This is a genomic window from Georgenia sp. Z1344, assembly GCF_049856295.1.
Taxonomy (GTDB): Bacteria; Actinomycetota; Actinomycetes; order Actinomycetales; family Actinomycetaceae; genus JB111.
This window is the reverse complement of the sequence record NZ_JBNDMZ010000003.1, coordinates 288,529-310,265: the sequence shown is the minus strand read 5'-3', so window position 1 is coordinate 310,265 and position 21,737 is coordinate 288,529. Positions and strand designations below refer to the sequence as shown.

At 72.8% G+C, this 21,737-nt stretch carries 19 protein-coding genes, 3 tRNA genes and 2 pseudogenes; 14 read left to right on the top strand and 10 right to left on the bottom strand.

The window, feature by feature from the left end:
• Nucleotides 1-14: 14 nt before the first annotated feature.
• Together ACPYO6_RS04975 and ACPYO6_RS04970 are read right to left on the bottom strand one after the other, a co-directional pair.
• On the bottom strand, nt 15-1,007 hold the full coding sequence (locus ACPYO6_RS04975; protein WP_425713788.1) for an IS3 family transposase: 993 nt from the start codon (nt 1,005-1,007) through the stop codon (nt 15-17).
• Nucleotides 1,008-1,081: 74 nt separating this feature from the next.
• Entirely contained in the window at nt 1,082-1,468 is a 387-nt protein-coding gene (locus ACPYO6_RS04970; RefSeq protein WP_425713778.1) for a hypothetical protein, read from the bottom strand.
• 389 nt (nt 1,469-1,857) lie between these two features.
• Between ACPYO6_RS04970 and ACPYO6_RS04965 the strand changes: the two genes are divergently transcribed.
• Both ACPYO6_RS04965 and ACPYO6_RS04960 read left to right on the top strand, forming a co-directional pair.
• Nucleotides 1,858-3,141, top strand: a complete 1,284-nt coding sequence (locus ACPYO6_RS04965) for an alpha-hydroxy acid oxidase (protein ID WP_425713777.1) — start codon at nt 1,858-1,860, stop codon at nt 3,139-3,141.
• 120 nt (nt 3,142-3,261) lie between these two features.
• A pseudogene (locus ACPYO6_RS04960) lies at nt 3,262-3,996 on the top strand (xylulokinase); the annotation flags it as partial.
• Nucleotides 3,997-4,380: 384 nt separating this feature from the next.
• Here ACPYO6_RS04960 and ACPYO6_RS04955 read toward each other — a convergent pair.
• Together ACPYO6_RS04955 and ACPYO6_RS04950 are read right to left on the bottom strand one after the other, a co-directional pair.
• Nucleotides 4,381-5,289 (bottom strand): annotated as a pseudogene (locus ACPYO6_RS04955) (LacI family DNA-binding transcriptional regulator); the annotation flags it as partial.
• Between the two features lie 194 nt (nt 5,290-5,483).
• Nucleotides 5,484-6,038 carry a GNAT family N-acetyltransferase gene (locus ACPYO6_RS04950; RefSeq protein ID WP_425713776.1) on the bottom strand — a complete coding sequence of 185 codons (555 nt, stop codon included), beginning with the start codon at nt 6,036-6,038 and terminating at the stop codon, nt 5,484-5,486.
• 190 nt (nt 6,039-6,228) lie between these two features.
• Between ACPYO6_RS04950 and ACPYO6_RS04945 the strand changes: the two genes are divergently transcribed.
• The 4 genes from ACPYO6_RS04945 (at nt 6,229) to purM (ending at nt 10,343) form a co-directional block, all read left to right on the top strand.
• Nucleotides 6,229-6,999: an SDR family NAD(P)-dependent oxidoreductase gene (locus tag ACPYO6_RS04945; protein ID WP_425713775.1), complete on the top strand. Its 771-nt coding sequence runs from the start codon at nt 6,229-6,231 to the stop codon at nt 6,997-6,999.
• Between the two features lie 118 nt (nt 7,000-7,117).
• Nucleotides 7,118-7,651: a hypothetical protein gene (locus ACPYO6_RS04940; protein ID WP_425713774.1), complete on the top strand. Its 534-nt coding sequence runs from the start codon at nt 7,118-7,120 to the stop codon at nt 7,649-7,651.
• Between the two features lie 62 nt (nt 7,652-7,713).
• Nucleotides 7,714-9,174: an amidophosphoribosyltransferase gene (purF, locus tag ACPYO6_RS04935; RefSeq protein ID WP_425713773.1), complete on the top strand. Its 1,461-nt coding sequence runs from the start codon at nt 7,714-7,716 to the stop codon at nt 9,172-9,174.
• Nucleotides 9,171-10,343: a phosphoribosylformylglycinamidine cyclo-ligase gene (gene purM, locus ACPYO6_RS04930; protein WP_425713772.1), complete on the top strand. Its 1,173-nt coding sequence runs from the start codon at nt 9,171-9,173 to the stop codon at nt 10,341-10,343. Before purF ends, purM begins: the two co-directional genes overlap by 4 nt.
• A 336-nt stretch (nt 10,344-10,679) precedes the next feature.
• Here purM and ACPYO6_RS04925 read toward each other — a convergent pair whose 3' ends face one another.
• On the bottom strand, nt 10,680-10,877 hold the full coding sequence (locus tag ACPYO6_RS04925) for a DUF3073 domain-containing protein (protein ID WP_425713771.1): 198 nt from the start codon (nt 10,875-10,877) through the stop codon (nt 10,680-10,682).
• 343 nt (nt 10,878-11,220) lie between these two features.
• Between ACPYO6_RS04925 and ACPYO6_RS04920 the strand changes: the two genes are divergently transcribed.
• On the top strand, nt 11,221-11,436 hold the full coding sequence (locus ACPYO6_RS04920; RefSeq protein WP_425713787.1) for a BldC family transcriptional regulator: 216 nt from the start codon (nt 11,221-11,223) through the stop codon (nt 11,434-11,436).
• 109 nt (nt 11,437-11,545) lie between these two features.
• Here ACPYO6_RS04920 and ACPYO6_RS04915 read toward each other — a convergent pair whose 3' ends face one another.
• Both ACPYO6_RS04915 and ACPYO6_RS04910 read right to left on the bottom strand, forming a co-directional pair.
• Complete coding sequence (locus ACPYO6_RS04915) at nt 11,546-11,857, bottom strand: DUF3618 domain-containing protein (protein ID WP_425713770.1); 312 nt, start codon at nt 11,855-11,857, stop codon at nt 11,546-11,548.
• Nucleotides 11,854-12,348, bottom strand: a complete 495-nt coding sequence (locus ACPYO6_RS04910; RefSeq protein WP_425713769.1) for a phage holin family protein — start codon at nt 12,346-12,348, stop codon at nt 11,854-11,856. Before ACPYO6_RS04910 ends, ACPYO6_RS04915 begins: the two co-directional genes overlap by 4 nt.
• 267 nt (nt 12,349-12,615) lie before the next feature.
• Between ACPYO6_RS04910 and ACPYO6_RS04905 the strand changes: the two genes are divergently transcribed.
• Nucleotides 12,616-14,571, top strand: coding sequence for a peptidoglycan DD-metalloendopeptidase family protein (locus tag ACPYO6_RS04905; protein ID WP_425713768.1), 1,956 nt, complete (start codon nt 12,616-12,618; stop codon nt 14,569-14,571).
• A 53-nt stretch (nt 14,572-14,624) separates the two neighbouring features.
• Here the strand turns inward: ACPYO6_RS04905 and ACPYO6_RS04900 are convergent.
• From ACPYO6_RS04900 to ACPYO6_RS04890, 3 genes are all read right to left on the bottom strand, one after another.
• Nucleotides 14,625-14,697, bottom strand: a tRNA-Phe gene (locus tag ACPYO6_RS04900).
• A 36-nt stretch (nt 14,698-14,733) separates the two neighbouring features.
• Nucleotides 14,734-14,807, bottom strand: a tRNA-Asp gene (locus ACPYO6_RS04895).
• Nucleotides 14,808-14,870: 63 nt separating this feature from the next.
• Nucleotides 14,871-14,943, bottom strand: a tRNA-Glu gene (locus tag ACPYO6_RS04890).
• A gap of 207 nt (nt 14,944-15,150) precedes the next feature.
• On the opposite strand from ACPYO6_RS04890, the gene ACPYO6_RS04885 reads away from it, so the two are divergent.
• From ACPYO6_RS04885 to ACPYO6_RS04860, 6 genes are all read left to right on the top strand, one after another.
• On the top strand, nt 15,151-15,510 hold the full coding sequence (locus tag ACPYO6_RS04885) for a metallopeptidase family protein (protein ID WP_425713786.1): 360 nt from the start codon (nt 15,151-15,153) through the stop codon (nt 15,508-15,510).
• A gap of 35 nt (nt 15,511-15,545) precedes the next feature.
• Nucleotides 15,546-18,344 carry a mechanosensitive ion channel family protein gene (locus ACPYO6_RS04880; protein ID WP_425713767.1) on the top strand — a complete coding sequence of 933 codons (2,799 nt, stop codon included), beginning with the start codon at nt 15,546-15,548 and terminating at the stop codon, nt 18,342-18,344.
• A gap of 73 nt (nt 18,345-18,417) precedes the next feature.
• The gene (gene msrB / locus ACPYO6_RS04875; protein WP_425713766.1) at nt 18,418-18,885 is read left to right on the top strand and encodes a peptide-methionine (R)-S-oxide reductase MsrB; all 468 of its coding nucleotides are present in this window, start codon (nt 18,418-18,420) and stop codon (nt 18,883-18,885) included.
• Complete coding sequence (locus ACPYO6_RS04870) at nt 18,882-19,817, top strand: endonuclease/exonuclease/phosphatase family protein (RefSeq protein WP_425713765.1); 936 nt, start codon at nt 18,882-18,884, stop codon at nt 19,815-19,817. The genes msrB and ACPYO6_RS04870 overlap by 4 nt, the downstream gene beginning before the upstream one ends.
• Nucleotides 19,814-20,734: an AEC family transporter gene (locus tag ACPYO6_RS04865; protein WP_425713764.1), complete on the top strand. Its 921-nt coding sequence runs from the start codon at nt 19,814-19,816 to the stop codon at nt 20,732-20,734. Before ACPYO6_RS04870 ends, ACPYO6_RS04865 begins: the two co-directional genes overlap by 4 nt.
• The gene (locus tag ACPYO6_RS04860) at nt 20,731-21,711 is read left to right on the top strand and encodes an EamA family transporter (RefSeq protein ID WP_425713763.1); all 981 of its coding nucleotides are present in this window, start codon (nt 20,731-20,733) and stop codon (nt 21,709-21,711) included. The genes ACPYO6_RS04865 and ACPYO6_RS04860 overlap by 4 nt, the downstream gene beginning before the upstream one ends.
• The last annotated feature ends 26 nt before the right edge of the window (nt 21,712-21,737 follow it).

Here is a 21,737-nt window from a genome sequence, read left to right as displayed (position 1 = left end):
ACGGCCGGAAGGTGTCAACCTGTTTGGAGTCGTTGGGTTGATTGTTCGGTGTTGAGAGTGACGTTCGCTAACGGTGCTCTGATTCGGGGGGTGCGGGGGTAGCGCTCGGGGTGGCGGGCGGCCAGGTCTTCGAGAGTGGACTGTCGCTGGTGATGGACAGTGCGCCAGCTGCCGTCATGGACGCTCTGCGGTGTGTGGCCCTCGAGCGACGTGTGCCGGTGAGTGGTGTTGTAGTCGGTGATCACGGTCGTGGCCCAGCGACGAGCATGGGCCATGTCGTGGAACCAGCCGGGATAGCGGGACTGGTACTTCGCTGTCTTGAACCATGATTCGGCGTACGGATTGTCGTTGGAGACCCGGGGCCGGTTACGTGAGCGGGTAATGCCCAGCTCGCGGTAGAGGTCGGACAGGGTGTCGGACATCATCGACGGGCCGCCATCGGAGTGCACGATCTGCGGGTGCGTGCCCTGCGCGTCGAACGCGGTCTCGAACATCGCTCGGGCCAGGTCATCGTCCTCGCCCTGTTCAACCCGCCAGCCCACGACCAGGCGCGAGAAGACGTCGATGACGAGATAGAGACTGAGCCACTGCCCGTGGTACTTGCCCGCGAGCTTGGTGATGTCCCAGCACCAGACCTGGTTGGGCGCGGTGGCTCGGAACTGCGGCATCGCGCTGGCCCGCCGCCGGCGCCGGGGCCGGCTGGGCCGTTGCGGCCCCAGATGAGCAGCGGCGAGCCGGTGCCACGTCCTGAGCGAGGCGATCGGATCGCCCGCGTCCAACGCGTCGTGCCACGACGAGTACACGCCGCGACCGACGGCGAACCCCTGGGCGATCAGTCCCAGGATCTGCTCCCGCTCGGCGTCGGTGACCCGGTTGGGATAGTCCCGCCGTGCCTGCGGAACCGGACCGGGCACCCGGTCGCGGGGATGGCGGCGGTAGTGCCACGTCGCGCGACTGATCCCGAGCAGTTCCAAGGTGGCGCGCTGACTGGTCCCATAGCTCTTGATCTCAGCGACCAGCTCGTTCTCGAACGCGATGAAGTCCGAACCGCCCGTCGCCGTACCCGAGCCGGTGGTTGGGTTCAGCTCTCGTCCTTGGGCTCCTGCTGCTCGCCGGCGCGGTCGTGCAAGAGCCCGATAGCTTTTCCCAGCGCATCGTTGACCTCCTGGAGTCGCTCGATCTCAGCGGCGTGTTCCCGCCGATCGGCCTCCCGCGCAGCCTTCTCCGCCGCGAGCTGGACCTCGAGCTGTTTGAACTTGGCTCCACCAGCGACATCCATCAAGGAAGTGTCCCTGGGAATCAGCTCGGCATCCAGATCGCCAAAGAAGAACGCCTTACGCCAACGACTCATCGTTCGCGAGTCGATCCCCCTCTCTGCGAGCCATGCCAACTTCTGACCGTGCTCGACAACCAGGTACTCGGCCACGAACTCAGCCTTCTCCTGCGGAGTGCGCAGACGTGCCAACATCGACCTCCTCGATCGACTCACACCCAGGCTGACACACAGGGGGCGTGGGTGGGGTCGGCGCACAACCTCTAGGTTCGGCGGCAACCCTCGGGGTCGGCGCACAACATCTAGCTTCGGCGACAACCCTCGGGGTCGGCGCACAACCTCTAGGTTCGGCGGCAACCCTCGGGGTAGGCACCCAACATCTAGCTTCGGCGACAATCATCGGGGTCGGCGCACAACCTGTGGCCTCGGCGCAGAGGGGGCGCGGGTGCCGAGAAGGGGAGCGGAGGTATCGGGAGAACCCCGGCGCGCGTCCACCGCACCACGCGCAGAGCGGTAGCGTGCTGGGTGGCACGCGTCCGACGTCGGGCACGTGCGTGATCGTTCATCGCCCAGGAGGTCGGACCATGGTCCAGCGGCAGTTCCCCCGCCCCAGCGAGATCTTCGAGCTGGTGCAGCTCCGGCGGCCGAGCCTCGACCTCAAGAAGCGGCGGCTCGCCTCGGCTCTGACGATCGAGGACCTGCGCCGCATCGCCAAGCGCCGCACGCCCGCCGCCGCCTTCGACTACACCGACGGCGCCGCGGAGGCCGAGCTGTCGCTCGCGCGGGCCAGGCAGGCTTTCCGGGACGTCGAGCTGCACCCGTCGATCCTCCATGACGTCTCGACCGTCGACACGAGCACGACGATCTTCGGCGGACCGTCCGCCATGCCGTTCGGCATCGCGCCCACCGGCTTCACCCGCCTCATGCAGACCGAGGGCGAGAGCGCGGGCGCGGGGGCGGCCGGCGCGGCGGGCATCCCGTTCGCCCTGTCCACCCTCGGCACCACGTCGATCGAGGATGTCCGCGCCGCCAACCCCACGGGCCGCAACTGGTTCCAGCTCTACGTCATGCGGCAGCGCGAGACGTCGTACAACCTGGTCGAGCGCGCGGCTGCGGCCGGTTTCGACACGCTGCTCTTCACCGTCGACACCCCGATCGCCGGCGCCCGCCTGCGCGACGCCCGCAACGGCTTCTCCATCCCACCGAGCCTCACGCTCCGCACCATCGCCGACGCGATCCCGCGGCCCTGGTGGTGGTACGACTTCCTCACGACGCCGAAGCTCGAGTTCGCCTCCCTGTCTTCCACGGGCGGCACCGTGGGCGAGCTGCTCGACTCCGCGATGGACCCCACGATCGACGACGACGACCTCGCGACCATCCGCTCGATGTGGCCGGGGAAGCTGGTGGTCAAGGGCGTTCAGACCGTCGACGACGCCAGGCGGCTCGTCGACCTGGGCGTCGACGGGATCGTGCTGTCCAACCACGGCGGTCGTCAGCTCGACCGTGCACCGGTTCCGTTCCACCTCCTGCCCGAGGTCGTGCGCGAGGTCGGCCACCACACGGAGATCGCGCTCGACACCGGGATCATGAACGGCGCCGACATCGTGGCCGCGCTCGCGCTCGGTGCGCGGTTCACGATGGTCGGGCGCGCGTACCTCTACGGGCTCATGGCCGGTGGGCGCGACGGCGTCGATCGCGCGATCCAGATCCTCTCCGAGCAGGTCGTCCGCACGATGAAGCTGCTGCAGGTCGCATCCGTCGAGGAGCTCGAGCCGCGGCACGTCACGCAGTTGCAGCGCCTCGTCCCGCGCGCGGTGCCGGGTGGTGTGGCTGGTGGGGTGCCGGCGAGGTCGGCGTCGTCGGTCTGAGCGGGAACGTCCCCCGCACATAAGCGCGTTCTTCCGCCTGCGCTCGCACCCACCCTCAGGCCCACCACTCCCCTCGGATAGTGTCGAAACGCAACGACGCAACCGCCTGGGGAGGCCCCGATGGAGAAGTACTTCGCCGGCATCGACGCCGGGACGACCGGCACGACGGTCATGATCTTCGACCGCGACGGCAACGTCATGAGCAGCGGCTACGCCGAGTACCGGACGAAGCACCCGCACCCCGGGTGGGTCGACCAGGACATGCACGAGCTGTGGGAGGGCGTCTGCCTCGCCTCGAAGCAGGCCACCAGCCGGTTCCGCGGTGATCTGACGAGCATCGTCTCGATCGGCGTCTCCTCGCAGCGCGGCTCGTTCGTCCCGGTCGACAAGGACTGGGAGCCGCTGAGCGACGCCATCGTCTGGTCGGACGGCCGCGCCACCGCAGAGACGCAGTGGATCAACGACGAGATCGGCTCCGACGAGTACTGCCGCATCACCGGCCTCAACCCCTCGAGCTTGTGGGTCTACCCGAAGCTCAAGTGGCTCAAGGACCGCCGCCCGGAGATCTACGACCGCACGTGGAAGATCCTCAACGGCCAGGAGTGGATTCTCCACCGGCTCGGGTCGACCGAGCTCTTCGCCAACCCGTCGGCGCTCAACTACAACGGCATGTTCGACCTCACCACGCTCGACTACTCCCCGGAGCTGTTCCAGCGGGCGGGGCTCGACCTCGACCTCATGCCGCCGATGGTCCACGACCTGCGGCCCGTCGGTGCGGTCTCGGCGGCCGGCGCGCTGGCCACCGGCTTCGCCGAGGGCACGGTCCTCTCGCCGGGCGGCGGCGACCAGCAGTGCGCGGCCGTCGGCTCGGCCGTCAACAAGGCCGGCATGGCCGAGCTCTCGCTGGGCACGGCGGCGGTGATGGTCGCCCAGCTCGACGAGGCCCCCGACATGGCGGCGAACCTCGACAGCGGCGTCTCCTTCGGCGCCCACGCGATCCCGCACCGCTGGGACATGGAGGGCACCGCGCATGCCGCCGGCGTCGTGCTCCGGTGGTGGCGCGACACCTACGGCCAGCCCGAGGTGACGGCGGCCGAGGCCCTCGACCTCAGCCCGTACGACCTCATCACGCTCCAGGCCTCCCAGGCGCCGATCGGCAGCGACGGCCGGAGGCGGTGCGGTGGTCCCTCGGGTGACCACGTGGACATCGAGCATGCGGGAACGCCCTTCCTGTTCGTCGTCGAGCAGCAGCTCGGCGGCCTGCCGCCCGAGCTCGTCGATCTGTTGGTGGATCGTGGTGAGCCCCGGTCGCACGTAGGACGCGAGGTGGATGTCGTCGAAGCCGACGACGCTGATGTCGTGCGGTACCGCGAGGCCGTGTTCGTCGAGCGCGCGGATCGCCCCGATGGCGGCCAGGTCGTTGACGGCGACGATCGCGGTGAGGTCGGTGCCGCGGGCGAGGAGACGGAGCGTGCCCTGGTAGCCGGCCTCCTCCTCGAAGTCCGCCTCGACGACGAGCGTCGGGTCGACGTCGATCCCGGCGGCTGCGAGACCCTCCCGATAGCCGGCGGCGCGCTCGCTCGCCACGGCGATCTCCGGCCGTCCCCCGACGTGGGCGATCCGCCGGTGCCCGAGGTCGAAGAGATGTTGGACAGCGAGCCGGCCGCCGGACCGGTGGTCGCTGGTCACGGACGTGGCGCGGCTCGGGTCGAGCTCGCGGTCGAGGGCGACGAACCGCATGCCGTCCAGCGCCCGGACGAGCCGGTCGTCGTCGAGCTGGTCTTCGACAAGGACGACTCCGGCGACGTGGCGTGCCCGCATCTGAGCAATCGCCTCGGCTGTCCGTCCGGGGTCGGCGCCGGTCGCGGTGAGTAGCAGGACCGCGCCGTGGCGGGCCGCCACCTCCTGGACCCCCTGGGCGAGCTCGGAGAAGAACGGGTTGGTGATGTCCGGGACGACGATCCCGACCGAGGAGCTCTTCCCGCGCTTGAGCTGACGGGCCAGCTCGTTGGGGCGGTAGCCGAGCTCCTCGGCGACGGCGCGCACGCGCTCTCTGGTCGTCTCCGCGACGCGCCCGGTGCCGTTGAGCGCGCGGGACGCGGTCGTCACCGAGACGTGCGCGGCTCGAGCGACCTCCCTGATGCCCACCTGGTCCTCCTCGTCGAGGTCCGCGCCGGAGATGCTCGCCGCGCCCCTCGGCGGGGCGGCGGTCGTGGGGATGCCGGGTCTGTCCTGGCGTCACTGCCGATGCGGAAACGTTTGCGCATGACGGTGCACCTGCGTCGGGAGGAGAGCAAGCAGGTGGAGCGGATGCGCAGATATGCGCAACAGACGGGGGAGCGTCAGGCCCAGCGACCGAGCCGCAGACTCCCGAGCCACTGCTCGGCGTCGAACTCGGTGAAGGTCCCCGCGTCCTCGAACCCGAGCCGCCTGGCGAGCCCGATCGACCGTGCGTTGTCCACCGTGCTCACCAGCAGCACCGGCTGGTCCTCGAGGTGCGCGGCGGCCTCCCGCAGGAGCAGGCCGGCCGCCTCGCGCGCGAGCCCGCGCCCCCACACCGACCGACGCAGCACGTAGGACAGCTCGAGCTCCTCGCCCTCGTCGCGCACGTGCCCGGGTCGGGTCGCGGACCGGCGGTCGAGGACGACCATGCCGAGCAGGTCGTCCGACTCCGCGTCGGCCACGACGAACTCGCCCGAGCCCTCCGTGGACCACGAGATGCTGCGGGCCGTCAGCAGGTCCCGCACGCGCCCTTCGGGGACCGCCCCGCCGAGGTGGCGGCGCACGTCCGGGTCGGACCGCAGCTCGACGAGACCGTCGAGGTCCCGGTCGATCGCCTTGCGCAGCGCGACCCTCTCGCCGGCGGCGAAGCGGAACGGCAGGTCGACATCAGGCATGCCTCTGATTGTGCGTGCCCGAGCACCGGATCACCTCGTTTTGGGAGGACCAGAACCCACATCTGAGCACCGGGTGGACAACCTGTCTGCACCGGTCATACCTTCCCGAGCACCCGCACCGACCGGAGCTGCGGGCCCACGCCCGCACGGCACCACCCTGCGGGCCCACGCTGCGACGAAGGAGCACCCCATGTCGGACCTCAGGACCCGGTTCTCGCTCGAGGGGAAGACCGTCCTCCTCACCGGCGCCTCGCGCGGCATCGGCGAGGCGATCGCCCAGGTCCTGGCGGAGGCCGGCGCTGATTTCGTCCTCTCGGGCCGCGACGAGGCCGCGCTCGAGGACACCGCCGCCGCCGTCCGCGCCCACGGCCGCACCGCGCACCTCGTGCCCACCGACCTCACCACCCCGGCCGGCGCGCGCGAGCTCGGCCGCAAGGCCCTCGAGCTCCTCGGCCACGTCGACGTGCTCATCAACAACGCCGGCGTCGCGCGCGTCGCCCCCTACACCGAGCTGAGCCAGGAGGACTGGGACCTCACGCTCGCCGTCAACCTCACGGCCCCGTTCGCCCTCACGCAGGAGATCGCGCCGAGCATGATCGAACGCGGGCGCGGCAAGATCATCAACATCGCGTCGCAGACCGGCGTCATCGCCGCCGACGACCACGCCGCCTACGCCGCCTCCAAGGGCGGCCTCATCTCGCTGACGAAGGTCCTCGCCGGCGAGCTCGGCCCGCACAACATCCAGGTCAACGCCGTGGCCCCCACCGTCATCCTCACGCCGATGGGCGAGCAGGTCTGGGGCCCGCCCGAGAAGGGCGACCCGATGAAGGCGAAGATCCCGCTCGGCCGATTCGGCCAGCCCGTCGAGGTCGCCGACCTCGTCCTCTACCTGGCGGCCCCCGCGTCCGACTTCATGACCGGCAGCACGGTCATGCTCGAGGGCGGCTACACCGCCATGTGACGCGGGGGTCGACACACCCCGCCCGACGGCGAACCCCGCCCCGCTCCCTGCCCGCCCCGATCGCCGAGCGACCGCACCACCCCTTGCGGCCGCGCGGCTGTCGGCGTGCAATGGCGGTATGACCACGACCGCCCCGACGACGAACCCCGACGCCCAGCGCCTCGACGTCGTCGTCGACGACTCGTCCTGCGACCTCGACGACCTCTCGCCGTGCGGCGGCGTCGAGATCAGGGCCGGTGCCGACGTCGACTGGGACGCCCTCGTCGCCCGCGCCGTCGACTCGTCCTGGCCCGGCTTCGAGCTGCTCGGCGGCGCGGCGGCGACGGTCGGCGAGGCGGTGCGGGCCAACGCGGAGCGGTACGGGCAGGCGGTCGCCGACGTCGTCGCGTCCGTGCGTGTCCACGACCGCGCCGACGACGCGCCGCGCACCTTCGCCGCCGTCGAGTGCGGGTTCGTGCCCGGCGGGTCCCGGTTCACCGAGGCGCTCGCCGACGGGCGGCCGCGCTACGAGATCCTCGACGTGCTGTTCCTCCTGCGCCAGGGCGACATCACCGCCCCGATCCGGGACGCGGAGCTGGCGACGCTCCTCGGCGTCGAGCCCGGCGCGCGCGTCCCGCTCGCCGACGCCGCCCGCACCGCCGCGGCCGCCTGAGCACCGCCCCCCCCGCGGACGCTCCCCGAACCACCGCCCACCCTCGTGAGAGACTGCCGGGCGTGGCAGGTGGCGACGGTCGGCTCTCGCACGAGCTCATCCCCGGAGAGAAGGGCCCGCAGGACTCCTGCGGCGTGTTCGGCGTGTGGGCGCCCGGCGAGGAGGTCGCGCGGCTGACCTACTTCGGCCTGTACGCCCTCCAGCACCGGGGCCAGGAGGCCGCGGGCATCGCCACCTCGGACGGGCAGTCGATCCTCGTCTACAAGGACACCGGGCTCGTGTCCCAGGTCTTCGACGACCAGGCGCTCGAGTCGCTGCAGGGGCACCTCGCCGTCGGCCACGCCCGCTACGCGACCGCCGGTGGCCGTGCCTGGCACAACGCCCAGCCCACCCTCGGCCCCACCGCGACCGGCACCGTGGCACTCGGCCACAACGGCAACCTCACCAACGTCCGCGAGCTCCTCGAGATCGTCCGCGAGCGCTCGGGCACGGACCTCAGCGGCGACCTCGGCAAGGGCTCCTCCACCGACACCGCCGTCATCACACACCTCCTCGGCACCGAGCCGGCCACCGCGGGCGGGCTCGGCGACGCCGCGACGGCCGTCCTGCCGCTCCTGCGCGGCGCCTTCTCGCTCGTGTTCATGGACGAGCACACGCTCTACGCCGCCCGGGACGCGCACGGCATCCGCCCCCTCGTCCTCGGGCGGCTCGAGAGCGGCTGGGCGGTGGCGTCCGAGACGGCGGCGCTCGACATCGTCGGCGCCACGTTCGTCCGGGAGGTCGAGCCCGGCGAGCTGCTCGCCATCGACGCCGACGGTGTGCGATCGAGCCGCTTCGCCGAGGCCGAGCCCCGGGGCTGCATTTTCGAGTACGTCTACCTCGCGCGCCCCGACACCACGATCGCCGGCCGCTCCGTCAACTCCGCGCGCACCGAGATGGGCCGGGCGCTGGCCCGCGAGGCCCCCGCCGACGCCGACCTCGTCATCCCCACCCCCGACTCCGGCACGCCCGCCGCGATCGGTTACGCCCAGGAGTCCGGCCTGCCGTTCGCCCAGGGCCTCGTGAAGAACGCCTACGTGGGCCGCACGTTCATCCAGCCCACGCAGACGATCCGCCAGCTCGGCATCCGGCTCAAGCTCAACCCGATGCGCGAGGTCATCGCGGGCAAGCGGCTCGTCGTCGTCGACGACTCGATCGTCCGCGGGAACACCCAGCGCGCGCTCGTGCGGATGCTGCGCGAGGCCGGCGCCGCCGAGGTGCACGTCCGGATCTCCTCACCGCCGGTCAAGTGGCCCTGCTACTACGGCATCGACTTCGCCTCCCGTGCCGAGCTCATCGCCAACGGGATGAGCGTCGAGGAGATCCGCGCCTCCCTCGGCGCCGACTCGCTCGGCTACATCTCCGTGGACGGCATGGTCGCGGCCACCGCCGTCGACGCCGGGCGCCTGTGCACCGCCTGCTTCACCGGCACGTACCCGATCCGCCACGAGAACGCCTCACTGACCCCGGTGGTGTCCGCATGACCACGCCCACGACGCCGGAGCCTCGCCCCGTGGTCCCCGCACCTTCGGGCGGGGAGACGGGGGAGGCCATCACCTACGCCACCGCCGGCGTCGACACGGAGGCCGGTGACCGCGCCGTCGAGCTGATGAGGTCCGCCGTCCAGCGCACGCTGACCCCCGAGGTGCTCGGCGGGTTCGGCGGCTTCGCCGGGCTCGTCGACGCGAGCGCGCTCAAGGACTACGGCCGCCCGCTGCTCGCCACCTCGACCGACGGCGTCGGCACGAAGATCGCGATCGCGCGGGCCATGGGCGTGCACGACACGATCGGGCAGGACCTCGTGGCGATGGTCGTCGACGACATCGTGGTGGTCGGTGCGAAGCCGCTGCTGATGACCGACTACATCGCGTGCGGGAAGGTCGAGCCCACCCGGATCGCCGACATCGTCCGGGGCATCGCCGCCGCCTGCGAGATCGCCGGCGTCCCGCTGCTCGGGGGCGAGACCGCCGAGCACCCGGGCCTCATGGCCCCCGACGAGTACGACGTGGCCGGCGCCGCCACCGGCGTGGTCGACGCCGAGGACGTGCTGGGCCCCGAGCGCGTCCGCGACGGCGACGTCCTGCTCGCCATGGCGTCCTCGGGCCTGCACTCCAACGGGTACTCGCTCGTGCGGCGGGTGGTGGACGCGGCCGGCTGGGCCCTCGACCGCGACGTCCCCGAGCTCGGCCGGACGCTGGGGGAGGAGCTGCTCGAGCCGACGGCCCTCTACACGCGCCCCTCGCTCGACCTCGCCGGCGCGCTGGGTGCCGACCTGCACGCGTTCACGCACGTCACCGGGGGAGGGCTCGCGGCGAACCTCGCGCGCGTGCTGCCGGCCGGGCTCGTCGCCGGCGTCGACCGCGGCTCGTGGGCCGTGCCGCCGATCTTCGGCCTGCTCCAGGGCCTCGGGCGCGTGCCGTGGGACGACCTCGAGGGGACGCTCAACCTCGGCGTCGGCATGGTGGCCGTGCTCGCGGCCGACCGCGTCGACGAGGCGATGGTCCTGCTCGCGGACGCCGACGTGCCCTCGTGGGTCATCGGCGAGATCGCGCTCGGTGACGGCTCGGCCCCCGACGGCGCGCGCGTCGTCAGCGGAACCAAGGGCGTCGACGGCGGAGCCGTCCACCTCACGGGCAATTACCGCCCCGCCTGACCGCCGCTCGCTCTCCCTCGTCGAGATTGCGGTTGGTCGTCACCGAGATTGCGGTTGGTGCACGTCGAGATTGCGGTTGGGAGCCCCGCACGTGTCGAGGGTGCGGTCCAGCGCCGTCGTCTCTCGTCGAGATTGCGGTTGGTGCACGCCGACATTGCGGTGGGGAGCCGCCGCCCGCCCCGCGCACATGTCGAGAGCGCGGCTCAGCCGCCTCCCGCGCCCGCGGGCACGCCGAACCGACGACGCCTCGCGCCGTGTCGCTGTGGACCTCGTCCGACGAACCGGGGTGGTGACGCCCCGCCCTGACCTCGCCCGGCGGTCACCGGGCGTTCGGCGTCAGGAACGGGCCGAGTAGCCGTCCCACTCGTCGTCGTCGTCCGCCGCCGGAGTCGTCTCGTACGACCTCTGGTTGTCGCCACCGTCTCCCCGGGACGCGAGCTCGCGCTCGAGTGCCGCGTAGTCGGTCGCAGGGCTGAAGTACTTCAGCTCGCGGGCAACCTTGGTCTGCTTTGCCTTCTGACGGCCGCGCCCCATGGAGCCGACCCCCTCCAACGTAGGAACCGGGGCAAGCATCGCGAACGATGGGGTCCCGGCTGAGTGGTCAAGTGTCTGTCGTGGGGCCACCGTACCCCGCCGTCGGGGCGGGTGCCCATTCCCGCCAGGGCGTCGTTGGGCACACACCACGGGTGCACGACGACGACGCGCCGGCCCGGAGCGCCCTGCTGTTCGGCGTCGTGCGGGGTGTGATGCGCCGCCGTCCACCGCTGCCCGGTCCGCCGGAGTGGTCCCTTATGTCGGGACCATGGGCCCAGGATTTCGGACCGTGCAAGGCCGACGATGATGAGGACCGCTCGACCCGGGACGAGGGATGCAGAAGATGGACGCGACGCCGACCGACGACCTGATGACACCCGCCGAGGTGGCCGCCTGCTTCCGGGTGGATCCCAAGACGGTCACGCGGTGGGCGAACGCCGGCAAGCTCGCGGCGGTCCGCACCCTCGGTGGGCACCGCCGGTTCCGCCGCGACGAGGTCGAGGAGCTCATGCGCAGCGTCGGGCTGGACCCGGAGGCCAGGCAGCGCGCCGCCGGGTGAGGCCGCACAGAACGACGCCGAGCCCGTAGGTCGTGCGTCCACCTCACCGACGGCGTCGGTGGGCTCGGGACGGGGCCTGCGGGCTCGGCGCGTGGAGCGTCTGCTCCGGTCAGTCCTTCTTGCCGCGGATGGCGGCGATGACGAAGACGCCGACGACGGCCGCGGCCACACCGGCGACCGTCAGCGCGCCGGAGTCGCCCTCCTTCACGCCCTTCGCGAGGCCGGTGGCCTTGTCCTTCACCCCGCCCACGGCGTCCTTGGCCCCGGCCTTGGCGGCCTCGACCTGACGCTTGGGGTCGAGCTTGTAGGACAGCTCGCCGACGGTCGACGTCAGCTCGGCCCGGGTCCGCTCGATCTCGGCCTGGATCTCCTCGGCCGACTGCTTCTTCTTCTCCGGCGCGGAGCCGTTCGCCTCGCTCATCGCTGAGACCCTTCGTCCGAGGTGGTGTCGTCGTCGCTGCCGAGACCCTTCTTCAGGGCCGCGACATCCTCCTTGAGGCCCTCCTGCGGGGCGACGTTGTACTGCTTGTGCTTGTTGAGCGTCTTGATCCCGACGAGGGCGAGGATCCCGACGACGAGGAAGATCGCCACCGTGACGATGAGCGCCGACAGCCACAGCGGCAGCGCCTCGGCGATGCCCCACGTCGCGGTGAGGAACACCATGCCCAGGCCGTAGAGCGCGAGGACGCCCGCGACCGCCAGGAAGACGGCGCCCTTGGAGATCTTGCTGATCTTCTCGGTCGCCTGCGTCTTCGCCAGGTTGATCTCACCCTTGACCAGGGCAGAGACCTGCTGGGACATCCGGCTGAAGAGCTCGCCGACCGACGGCTCGGCGTTCGGGGCGTTCGGGGACAGCCCCGGTGCCTGGCGCGCTTCCGTGGGGTCGACGCCGCCCAGATCGGGTTGGCTCACCGTGGATCATCTCCTCCGTGTCGCTGCACCGGCGGCCGTTGATGCCGCCTGGTGTGACTCTCGCTCAGCGTAATGGTGTGCGCCACCCGACCCCAACCGCAGCGCCGACCGGCCGGTTCGCGTCGGGCCGTCGGCGCCATCCACAACCTCCCCGAGGTGAACAACCGGCGACCTCCCGCGCATAACGGCTTCCGGAGCCGGTGCGAGTGGCACGCTGTGCGCGGCTCCACTTCCCCGGCCACCCCGCAGACCACCATGAGGACCACCGTGCGCTCGTCCCTTCCCCTCCCGACCGGCTCGACCGGGCGACGTCGCCCGACCGGCCTGAGCGCCGCCGTCGGGCTCGGCCTGCTCCTCACGCTCGCCGGTCCGGCCGCCGCCGGCCCCGCCGCGGCGACTCCGGCCCCCACCACCCCGGAACCCGCGCCCGAGGACCCCGCCCTCGAGGAGCCCACGACCGTCCCGGGGACCGAGGACAGCAGCAACGCCCCCGACGACGCCGACACCCCCGGCGCCACCGGCCCGGACGCCCTCCCGGCGGACCCGGCCCCCTCGGACGACCCCCTGCGCGAGGGCGAGCTCGTCCCGCAGACCCGCAGCAACGCGCCGATCACGGCAGGGCCGCTCGCCCAGATCGACGCACCGCCGGCGGGCAACCGGGGGATCGTCGGGCCGCTCGGCAGCAACACGTACGCGCTGACCTCGTACATGGGCCCGCGCTGCATCCCGATCATGTACGGCTCGACGAGCCATGGCGGCGTGGACTTCGGCGCCCCCGCCGGCACGCCGCTCTACGCGATCGCGGACGGCGTGGTCGTCAACCAGCTCAACGACCCGGTGGCGGGGGAGTGGCTGCTCGTGCGCCACACCATCGACGGCCGGCACGTGTTCGCCAGCTACTCCCACACGCTCGACCGCGACCGCTACGTCCGGGTCGGCGACACGGTGCGCGCGGGCCAGCGGATCGCCGACGTCGGCTCGACCGGCGTGTCCACGGCCCCGCACCTCCACCTCGAGATCTGGCTCGACGCCTACCTGCGCGGCACCCGCGTCGAGCCGATCGGCTGGTTCTCGGGCCGCGGCGTCGACCTGCGCGAGGCCGCCGTGCGCGCCGTCCCCATGACCACGCCCGCCACCTGCCGGTACTACGCGATCGGGTCGACCCCGATCCGGGCGTCGGCGTCGTCGGGGGCCCGGGTGCTGACGACCGTCCCGAACTTCACCCCGATGACCGGCTGGCCGGGCGACAAGACCGGCGACTGGGTCCGCGTCCGCGCGAACGGGGTCACCGGCTGGGCGCACGCCTCCGACGTCTCGCCCGTCCGCTCCGGCGAGCCCCAGGCCCGCACGACGGCGGCCACCATCCTGCGCTCCTCCCGCGCCTTCGACGCCGGCAACCAGGTGGCGTCGCTCGGGGCGGGGGCGCGGATCGACGTCGTCGACGCCCTCATCGACGGCTGGTACCGCGTGACCGTCGGCTCCCGCTCCGGCTGGCTGCACCACTCGACCGTGGCGGTCACCCCCGGCGTGCGGCACGGGATCGACGAGGGATTCTTCCTCGCCGACACCTTCACGACGAGCGCCACCTCGATCTTCGGCTTCGGCAGCTACTACGACCGGTTCTACGTGGGCGACTGGGACGGTAACGGGACCGACACCGTGGCCTACCGCCGCGAGGCCACCTACCGGATCCGCCAGACCAACAGCCCGGGCAACCCGGACGTCACTATCAACTACGGGCGCCCCGACGACGAGGTGTACGTGGGCGACTGGGACGGCGACGGCACCGACACCTTCGCCGTGCGCCGGGGCAACGAGTTCCACATCCGCAACTCGCTGACGTCGGGCGTGGCGGACGTCGTCCTCCAGTACGGCCGCGCCGGCGACGAGGTGCTCGTCGGCGACTGGGACGGCGACGGCACCGACACGTTCACCGTCCGCCGGGGCAACGAGTTCTTCGTGTCCAACACGATGGAGTCCGGCTGGGCCGACGCCGAGATCTCCTACGGCCGCGCCGGCGACGACGTGTACGTGGGCGACTGGGACGCCGACGGCGAGGACACCTTCGCCGTGCGCCGCGGGTTCACCTACTTCGTGCGCAACTCGATGGAGTCCGGCTGGGCCGACACCCAGATCGACTACGGCCGCGCCGCCGACGAGACCTACGTGGGCGACTGGGACGGCGACGGCTCCGACACGCTCGGGATCTACCGCTTCTCGTGACGCAGACGCGAGAAGGGGCCGGATCCGCGTGGGATCCGGCCCCTTCTGTGCAGTGGCTCCGACCGGGGTCGATCCGGTGACCTTCCGATTTTCAGTCGGACGCTCTACCAACTGAGCTACAGAGCCCTGCGCCGACGCGCGGCCGTTCGACCGGCTCGACTGCGACCCTGACGGGACTTGAACCCGCGACCTCCGCCGTGACAGGGCGGCGCGCTAACCAACTGCGCTACAGGGCCTTGCTGTGTACTTCTGATCCTGCTGTCGTGCTGACCTGCTCGGTACTCACCGGTCAAGGAGCGTACCCCCAACGGGATTCGAACCCGTGCTACCGCCGTGAAAGGGCGGGGTCCTAGGCCGCTAGACGATGGGGGCCGGAGACTCCCGTCGCCCAGGCGTCCTGAGGCCTGGACAAGCATAGGTGGCGTTCGGCGATGGTTCCAACCAGTTCGGGTGTGCGCTCCGTCATGCCCGGACAAACATCCGACGACGACGAACGACCCCGGCCGCCACCCCCGTCCCGACGCCGCCCCCGTCCCGGGCCCACCGCGGGCCGGGTGCGACCATGGCCCCGTGGTGGAGATGAGCGAGGCCGAGTTCGAGGAGGCGGTGGCCGACGCGCTCGACCTCGTCCCGCCCGAGCTCGCGGCGGCGATGGACAACGTGGTGGTCCTCATCGAGGAGGAGGCCACGCCGGAGCAGCTGGACGGCGTCGAGGAGGGTGAGCTCTTCGGCATCTACGAGGGCACGCCGCTGACCGACCGCGACGACGGCTGGGCAGGCTCCCTGCCCGACCGCATCACGATCTTCCGCGGCCCCACGCTGCGCTGGTGCGAGGACGTCGAGGAGGTCGTCGACGAGGTCGCCGTGACCGTGGTGCACGAGATCGCCCACCACTTCGGCATCTCCGACGAGCGGCTGCACGAGCTCGGCTGGGGGTGACGCACGGGCAGGGCCCCGCGCCCTAGCCTGGAGGCATGGACGACGAGCAGACCGACCAGGCCATCGAGACCACGCTCGACGTCCTCTCGGTGGCCGGCAGCTCGGTCATCGGGGCGGCGGCCGGCCTCGTCGTCGCGCTGCTGCTCGGCGCCGTGTTCGGCTTCCTCGCGCGCCGCAGGGCCGGCATCCGGATCGTCTATGCCCGCATCAAGGGGCCGGTCCGGCTGCTGCTCATGGTCATCGGCACCATGGTCGGCTTCTACCTGGCCACGCGGCTCCCGGCGGACGCGCGCGTGCCGGGCTGGCGCGGGGTCATCCAGCATGCGCTCGTCGTGGCGATCATCCTCAGCGTCACGTGGCTCGTGGCGGCGCTCGCCAACGTGGCCGAGGACTTCGCGCTCAAGGGCGTCCGGGAGCGCGCGGGCGGCGGCGAGGTCTCCACCCACGGGCGCCGCATCCAGACGCAGGCGGTCATGCTGCGCCGCGTCGGCGTGGTGGTCGTCTGGATCATCGGCATCGCCATCGTGCTGCTGACCTTCCCGGGGGCCCGCGCGGCCGGCGCCTCGATGCTGGCCTCGGCGGGTGTGCTGTCGGTCGTCGCCGGTATCGCGGCGCAGAGCACGCTGGCCAACCTGTTCGCCGGCATCCAGCTCGCGTTCACAGACGCGATCCGCGTGGACGACACGATCGTCATCGACGGCGAGTACGGCTACATCGAGGAGATCACCCTCACCTACGTGGTGGTGCTGACCTGGGACAACAGGCGGATCATCCTCCCGTCGTCGCACTTCACGACCAACCCCTTCGAGAACTGGACCCGACGCGAGACGAGCATCCTAGGCACGGTGACCTTCGACGTCGACTGGCGCGTGCCCGTGCCCGCGATGCGCGCGGAGATGCAGCGCCTCCTCGACGCCACGCCGCTGTGGGACAAGAACCTCGGGATCTTCCAGGTGTACGACGCCGTCGGCGGGTTCGTCACGGTCCGCGCGCTCGTCTCCGCGAAGGACCCCGGGACGCTCGTCGACCTGCGCTACTACCTGCGCGAGGAGCTCCTCGACTTCCTCCAGACCCACGCCCCCTACGCGCTGCCGCGCACGCGGATCGAGGACCACGAGCCGCCGTTGGAGGCGCTCACGCCGCCCCGCCCGCGCGACGTCCACGAGCAGGCCGACCTCGACGCCGACCTCGCCGAGCTCGCGGAGATCGAGAAGAGCTACCGCGACCAGGAGCAGGTGGCGCAGGAGGCCGTGGTCGTCCGGCAGGAGACGGTCGAGGCGCGCAAGCAGCGCGAGTCGGCTGCGCGCCGGGCGCGTCGGCGGGCGGCCCGCGAGGACCGGCGCCGGGCCCGCGAGGTCGGCGGCGCGCTCGGTCGGCGCGGGCAGGTCGGGCACCACGACGACACCGGCTCCCAGACCACCGTCATGAGCACCGAGGCCCTCGAGGAGGCGCTCGCCGCCTCGCGCCCGGGGGACACGACCCACGCCCCCGACGCCGACTCCCGGACCAGCGGGACCGGCGCGCCCTCGGCGGGCGCGACGGACGGGCAGCGGGGCCGAGCGACCCGCTCCGGGCGTCCGGGGCGGGCGGATCGCGGCGAGCGCGGTGAGCGTGCGGAGCGCGGCGAGCGCTCGGGTAGGTCGGCACGATCGCCCCGGTCCGCGCGTTCGGCCCGCTCGGCCTGGTCCGCCCGCTCCGCGAGCTCCGCCGGGTCGGCGCAGTCGGCCTCCTCCGCCCAGTCGGCGCACTCGGCCCAGTCCGCGGCCCACGCGGCGGCGCCCTCGGCGTCGTCGGCGTCGGAGGGGCCGGTGGCGTGGACGGCCCGGACACGGACGTCGGCCGTCTCGGCGATCTCCGCCGGCTCGGCGAACACCGCGGCCGTCTACCCGCCCGGCTACCCGGACGACATGGTGTGGCAGAACCGCGGGGAGTCCGCCGAGGGGTCCGCCGTCCCCGGCCTGCGCGACGAGTTCCCGCTCGGCCCCCTGCGCACGAGCCTCGTCTACCGGTTCGGCCGCGGGCTGTCGGCGCCGAGCGCGCGCTCCGCCGCCGCAGCCGGGCAGCTCCCGCCCGTCATCACGCCGCAGTCGGCGGCGGAACGGCCCGACGTGTCCGACGCGACGTCGGTCACGACGACGACCGGCGCGCACGCCTCCTCGATGTACACGGGCACCCCCGAGAACGAGGAGCGCGGCGCGAAGTTCACCGGGCCCGACGAGGCCGTGCAGGCCGAGCTCGAGGCCGGCGTGGAGCGGCGCCGGGCGGCGACCACCGGCGAGGGCGAGGCGGTCGACGGCGAGGATCACACCTCGGACGCCGCGGCGGTCGCCTTCGGTTCCGTCGCCACGGGTGGCATCCCGGTGGTCGACGACGACGATCGCGCCGCCGTGTACGACGGGTCGGAGGCGTTCGGCGACGAGCGGGTCGTCGAGGGGCCGGTCGAGGTCACCGGCGCGCTGGGCGACGCCCCGCCCGCCGACGTGCAGCCGCCGCGCTCCGGAGAGACGTCCGTGCTGCCGGCACTGGACGCCGAGCACTTCGCCGCGACCGATGCGGCCGTCGAGCCGGCGGGAGGGGCCGCGGGCGGTGCCGGTACCGGGCCCGGCGCCGATGCGGACGTCGCCCCGGCCGACGATCCCGCGGTCGCCCCGGCCGACGACCCCGAGTCCACCCCGGGCGTCGACACCGGGTCCACCCCGCGCCGGTACCGCGACCGGTCGGGCCGGCCGCCGCGCGGCCACGAGGTCGTCTACGGCCGCGACGCCTCGGACGGCGGCGGCGGTGCGACGGGCGCCGGCCGCGGCGAGGGTGGCGACGGGGGCGGCGGCGACTGACCCGCACTCTCGACCACATCGGCCGGGGGCGGACGGACGTGACGTCCGCGCCGAAGAGGAGGACGATGGCCTCATGACGACCTCCACCGGCGACTACGCCGTCAGCAGGACCGACGAGGAGTGGCGGCAGATCCTCGACCCGGCCGAGTTCCAGGTCCTCCGCCTCGCGGGCACCGAGCGCCCCGGCACGGGCGAGCTGCTCGACGAGCACCGCGAGGGCCTGTACTCCTGCCGCGCGTGCGGCGCCGAGCTCTTCCGCTCGGAGACCAAGTTCGATGCGCACTGCGGCTGGCCCTCCTTCTACGCCCCGCAGGACTCCGACGCGGTCGAGCTCATCGAGGACCGCTCCCACGGAATGGTCCGCACCGAGGTCCGCTGCAGGACGTGCGGCTCGCACCTCGGGCACGTCTTCGACGACGCCCCGCAGACCCCGACCGGCGACCGCTTCTGCATGAACTCGGTCTCGCTCACCTTCGCGCCCGCGGACGACGCGGACGCCCCCACCGCCGACGACGCGGTCGCACCCGAGTCGCGACCGTGACGGCCGGCCGCCCGATCCGGGTGGCCACGGTCAACCTCCAGCACGGCACGCCGGCGAGCGGGGGAGGCCCCCGCCTGCCCGCCGACGTCGGCACCGCGCCCACCAGTACCACGCCCACCGGCACCGCGCCCGCGCGCGCCGGCGCCTGCGCGCTCCACCCCGACCACGCGTCGCTCGTCGCCGCCGGCCGGGCCCTCGCGGCGCTCGACCTCGACGTCGTCGCGCTCCAGGAGGTCGACCGCGGTCAGCGGCGCTCGCGCTACGTCGACCAGGCCCGGGTGCTCGCGCGGATGCTCGGCACGTCGTGGTGGCGCCTCGCCGCCGCCGAGGTCGGCCCGCGCGGCGGCCCCCGCCTCCGCCCGCTCGTCGCGCCGGCGGTGTGGCAGCCGGGCTACGGCGTCGCGCTGCTCAGCCGGCTGCCCGTGCGCGCCTGGCACGCATGGAGCTTCCCCGCCGAGCTGCGGCTCCTGCGCCCCGGCCACCCGCTCGCGCAGGGCGGCCCCGTCCTCCGCGTCGGCCCGCGCGTGCTCCGGCGCGACGAGGCCCGCGTCGCGCTCGCCGCCCAGATCGACGCCCCCGGCGGCCCGCTCGCCGTGGCCGCCACGCACCTGAGCACCCGCGCCGACGCCGCGCGTGCCCAGCTCCGCACCGTCACCGAGCGGCTCACCGCCCTGCCCGGCACCCACGTCCTCGCCGGCGACCTCAACCTCGGCCCCGACGACGTCGCGGCCGCCACCGGGCTCACGCCCCTCGCCGTCGGGCCCACGTTCCCCGCCCGCCGCCCGCACCGCCAGATCGACCACGTCCTCGGCACGAGCGACCTGGTCGCCTCCGGCGAGGTCCACCGCCTGCCCGTCTCGGACCACCTCACGCTCGTCGCGACGATCACCGACGCCCGGGTCGCCGGCGCGCACGCCACCGGCGCCTCGTGACCGGGGTCGTCACCGGGTTCGCCGGCCTCACCCTCATCGTCGTCGTGGGCTACGTGCTCGCGCGCACCGGCGTCGTCGGGAAGGGCGGCGCCGACACCCTGAGCACCGTCGTCTTCCACGTGGGCGTGCCCATGCTCATGCTGACGACGGTCGCGACGGCCGACGTCGCGCACGTCCTCTCGCTCGCCTCCGTCGTCACGATCGTCACGGCGCTGCTCGTCGCGGCGCTCTTCGTCGTCGTGGCCCGGACGATCCTCAGGGTCGACGCCGCCGGGACGGTGGTCGGCGCCCTGTCCGCGTCCTACGTCAACGCGGGCAACATCGGGCTGCCGATCCTCGTCCTCGCCGTCGGTACGGCCGCGCCCGTGGTGCCCGCGATGATGCTGCAGCTCCTCGTGCTCGCGCCGCTCAGCTGCGCCCTGCTCGACCGGTTCACCGGCCGCTCCGGCTCCGGCTGGCGGCGGGTCGTCACCCCGGTGCTCTCCCCTCCGGTGCTCGGCGTGATCGCGGGCCTCGTCCTGTCGTTCACCGGCCTCGAGCTGCCGACCGTGCTCGCGCAGCCCGTCCAGATGCTCGCCGACATGACGGTGCCGATGCTGCTCGTCGCGTTCGGCCTGTCGATCCACGGCGGCGGCAGCGGGCCGGACCGGGAACCGACCCCGGTGGTGTGGACGGCGATCGCCATGCGCCTCGCTCTCGGACCGTTCCTCGCCTGGGTGATCGGCGGGCCGGTCGCGGGCCTCGAGGGCGACGTGCTGCTCGGCGTCGTCGTCGTGGCCGCCCTGCCCACGGCCCAGAACGTCTTCGTCTACGCCATGCGCTACGAGGCCCACGTCGACCTCGCCCGCCGCGCGATCCTCGTCACCAGCGTGGCGTGCGTGCCCGTCATCGTCGCCGCGACCGGGCTGTTGTCGTGAGCGGGACACCCGGCCCGACGACGCCGGACGGCGCACCCGGCGGACCGCCCGGCGGTTCGCGCGGCGGTCCCGGCCGAGGCGGGGCGCTCTCCCGCGCGGTGGGCAAGGTGCCGCCGCCGGTGTACTTCCTCATGTCGGGGACGTCGAGCTACGTCGGCTCGGGGCTCGCCGTCGGGCTGTTCGCGTCCTCGCCGGCGCTCGCCGTCGGCTGGGGGCGGATCCTCGTCGCCTCGCTCATCCTCGTGGCGTGGCGTCGGCCGTGGCGGCGCTGGCCGCGCGAGCACCCGTGGACGGCGCTCGGCTGGACCGTCGCGTTCGGGCTGGCCCTCGGCGGGACGAACCTCCTGTTCTACGAGTCGATCGCCCGGCTGCCGCTGGGCACCGCCGTGTCCCTCGAATACCTCAGTCCCGTGATCCTCGCGGCGATCGGGGGCCGCGGGTGGCTCGCCCGGGCGGCGGTCGTGCTCGCCTTCGCGGGCGTGGCGACGATCGGCGGCCTCGGGGTCGACCTCACCGACCCCGACCAGCTCGTCGGCACGATCTACGCGCTCCTGGCGGGGGCGACGTGGGCGATGTACATGTTCGTCGGCCAGCGTCAGGCCGCGCGGGTGCCGGGGGCGGACACGCTCGCCGTCGGGCTGGCGATCGCCGCCGTGGTGTACGCGCCGGTCGGGCTGCCCGGGTCGGGCCCGCTGTTCCGGCCGGAGAACCTGCTGTTCGTCGTCGCCGTGGCCGTGCTGTCCTCGGTGGTGCCCTACGTCATCGACCAGGTCGCGTTCCGGCGGCTCACCGCGGCGATGTTCGCCCTGCTCAGCTCGCTGCTGCCCGTGACGTCGCTGCTCGTGGGACTCGTCCTGCTGGGGCAGGTGCCCAACGCCGCCGAGATCGCCGGGCTCGTCATGGTCTCGGTCGCCGTGGGGCTTGCAAGCCGCCCAGCGCCGCCGCGGCAGGGTCGGCCGGGGTCCGAGAAGGCCTGATCGCGCCGAGAAGGACGAGATGTCCG

Excerpts from the sequence above, each read along its gene's own strand:
- purM (WP_425713772.1), top strand. The coding sequence starts at position 9,171 with ATGACCACGCCCACGACGCCGGAGCCTCGCCCCGTGGTCCCCGCACCT.
- ACPYO6_RS04925 (WP_425713771.1), bottom strand. The coding sequence starts at position 10,877 with ATGGGGCGCGGCCGTCAGAAGGCAAAGCAGACCAAGGTTGCCCGCGAG.
- ACPYO6_RS04965 (WP_425713777.1), top strand. The coding sequence starts at position 1,858 with ATGGTCCAGCGGCAGTTCCCCCGCCCCAGCGAGATCTTCGAGCTGGTG.
- ACPYO6_RS04920 (WP_425713787.1), top strand. The coding sequence starts at position 11,221 with ATGGACGCGACGCCGACCGACGACCTGATGACACCCGCCGAGGTGGCC.
- ACPYO6_RS04945 (WP_425713775.1), top strand. The coding sequence starts at position 6,229 with ATGTCGGACCTCAGGACCCGGTTCTCGCTCGAGGGGAAGACCGTCCTC.
- msrB (WP_425713766.1), top strand. The coding sequence starts at position 18,418 with ATGACGACCTCCACCGGCGACTACGCCGTCAGCAGGACCGACGAGGAG.
- ACPYO6_RS04915 (WP_425713770.1), bottom strand. The coding sequence starts at position 11,857 with ATGAGCGAGGCGAACGGCTCCGCGCCGGAGAAGAAGAAGCAGTCGGCC.
- ACPYO6_RS04970 (WP_425713778.1), bottom strand. The coding sequence starts at position 1,468 with ATGTTGGCACGTCTGCGCACTCCGCAGGAGAAGGCTGAGTTCGTGGCC.
- ACPYO6_RS04950 (WP_425713776.1), bottom strand. The coding sequence starts at position 6,038 with ATGCCTGATGTCGACCTGCCGTTCCGCTTCGCCGCCGGCGAGAGGGTC.
- ACPYO6_RS04940 (WP_425713774.1), top strand. The coding sequence starts at position 7,118 with ATGACCACGACCGCCCCGACGACGAACCCCGACGCCCAGCGCCTCGAC.
- ACPYO6_RS04885 (WP_425713786.1), top strand. The coding sequence starts at position 15,151 with ATGAGCGAGGCCGAGTTCGAGGAGGCGGTGGCCGACGCGCTCGACCTC.
- ACPYO6_RS04880 (WP_425713767.1), top strand. The coding sequence starts at position 15,546 with ATGGACGACGAGCAGACCGACCAGGCCATCGAGACCACGCTCGACGTC.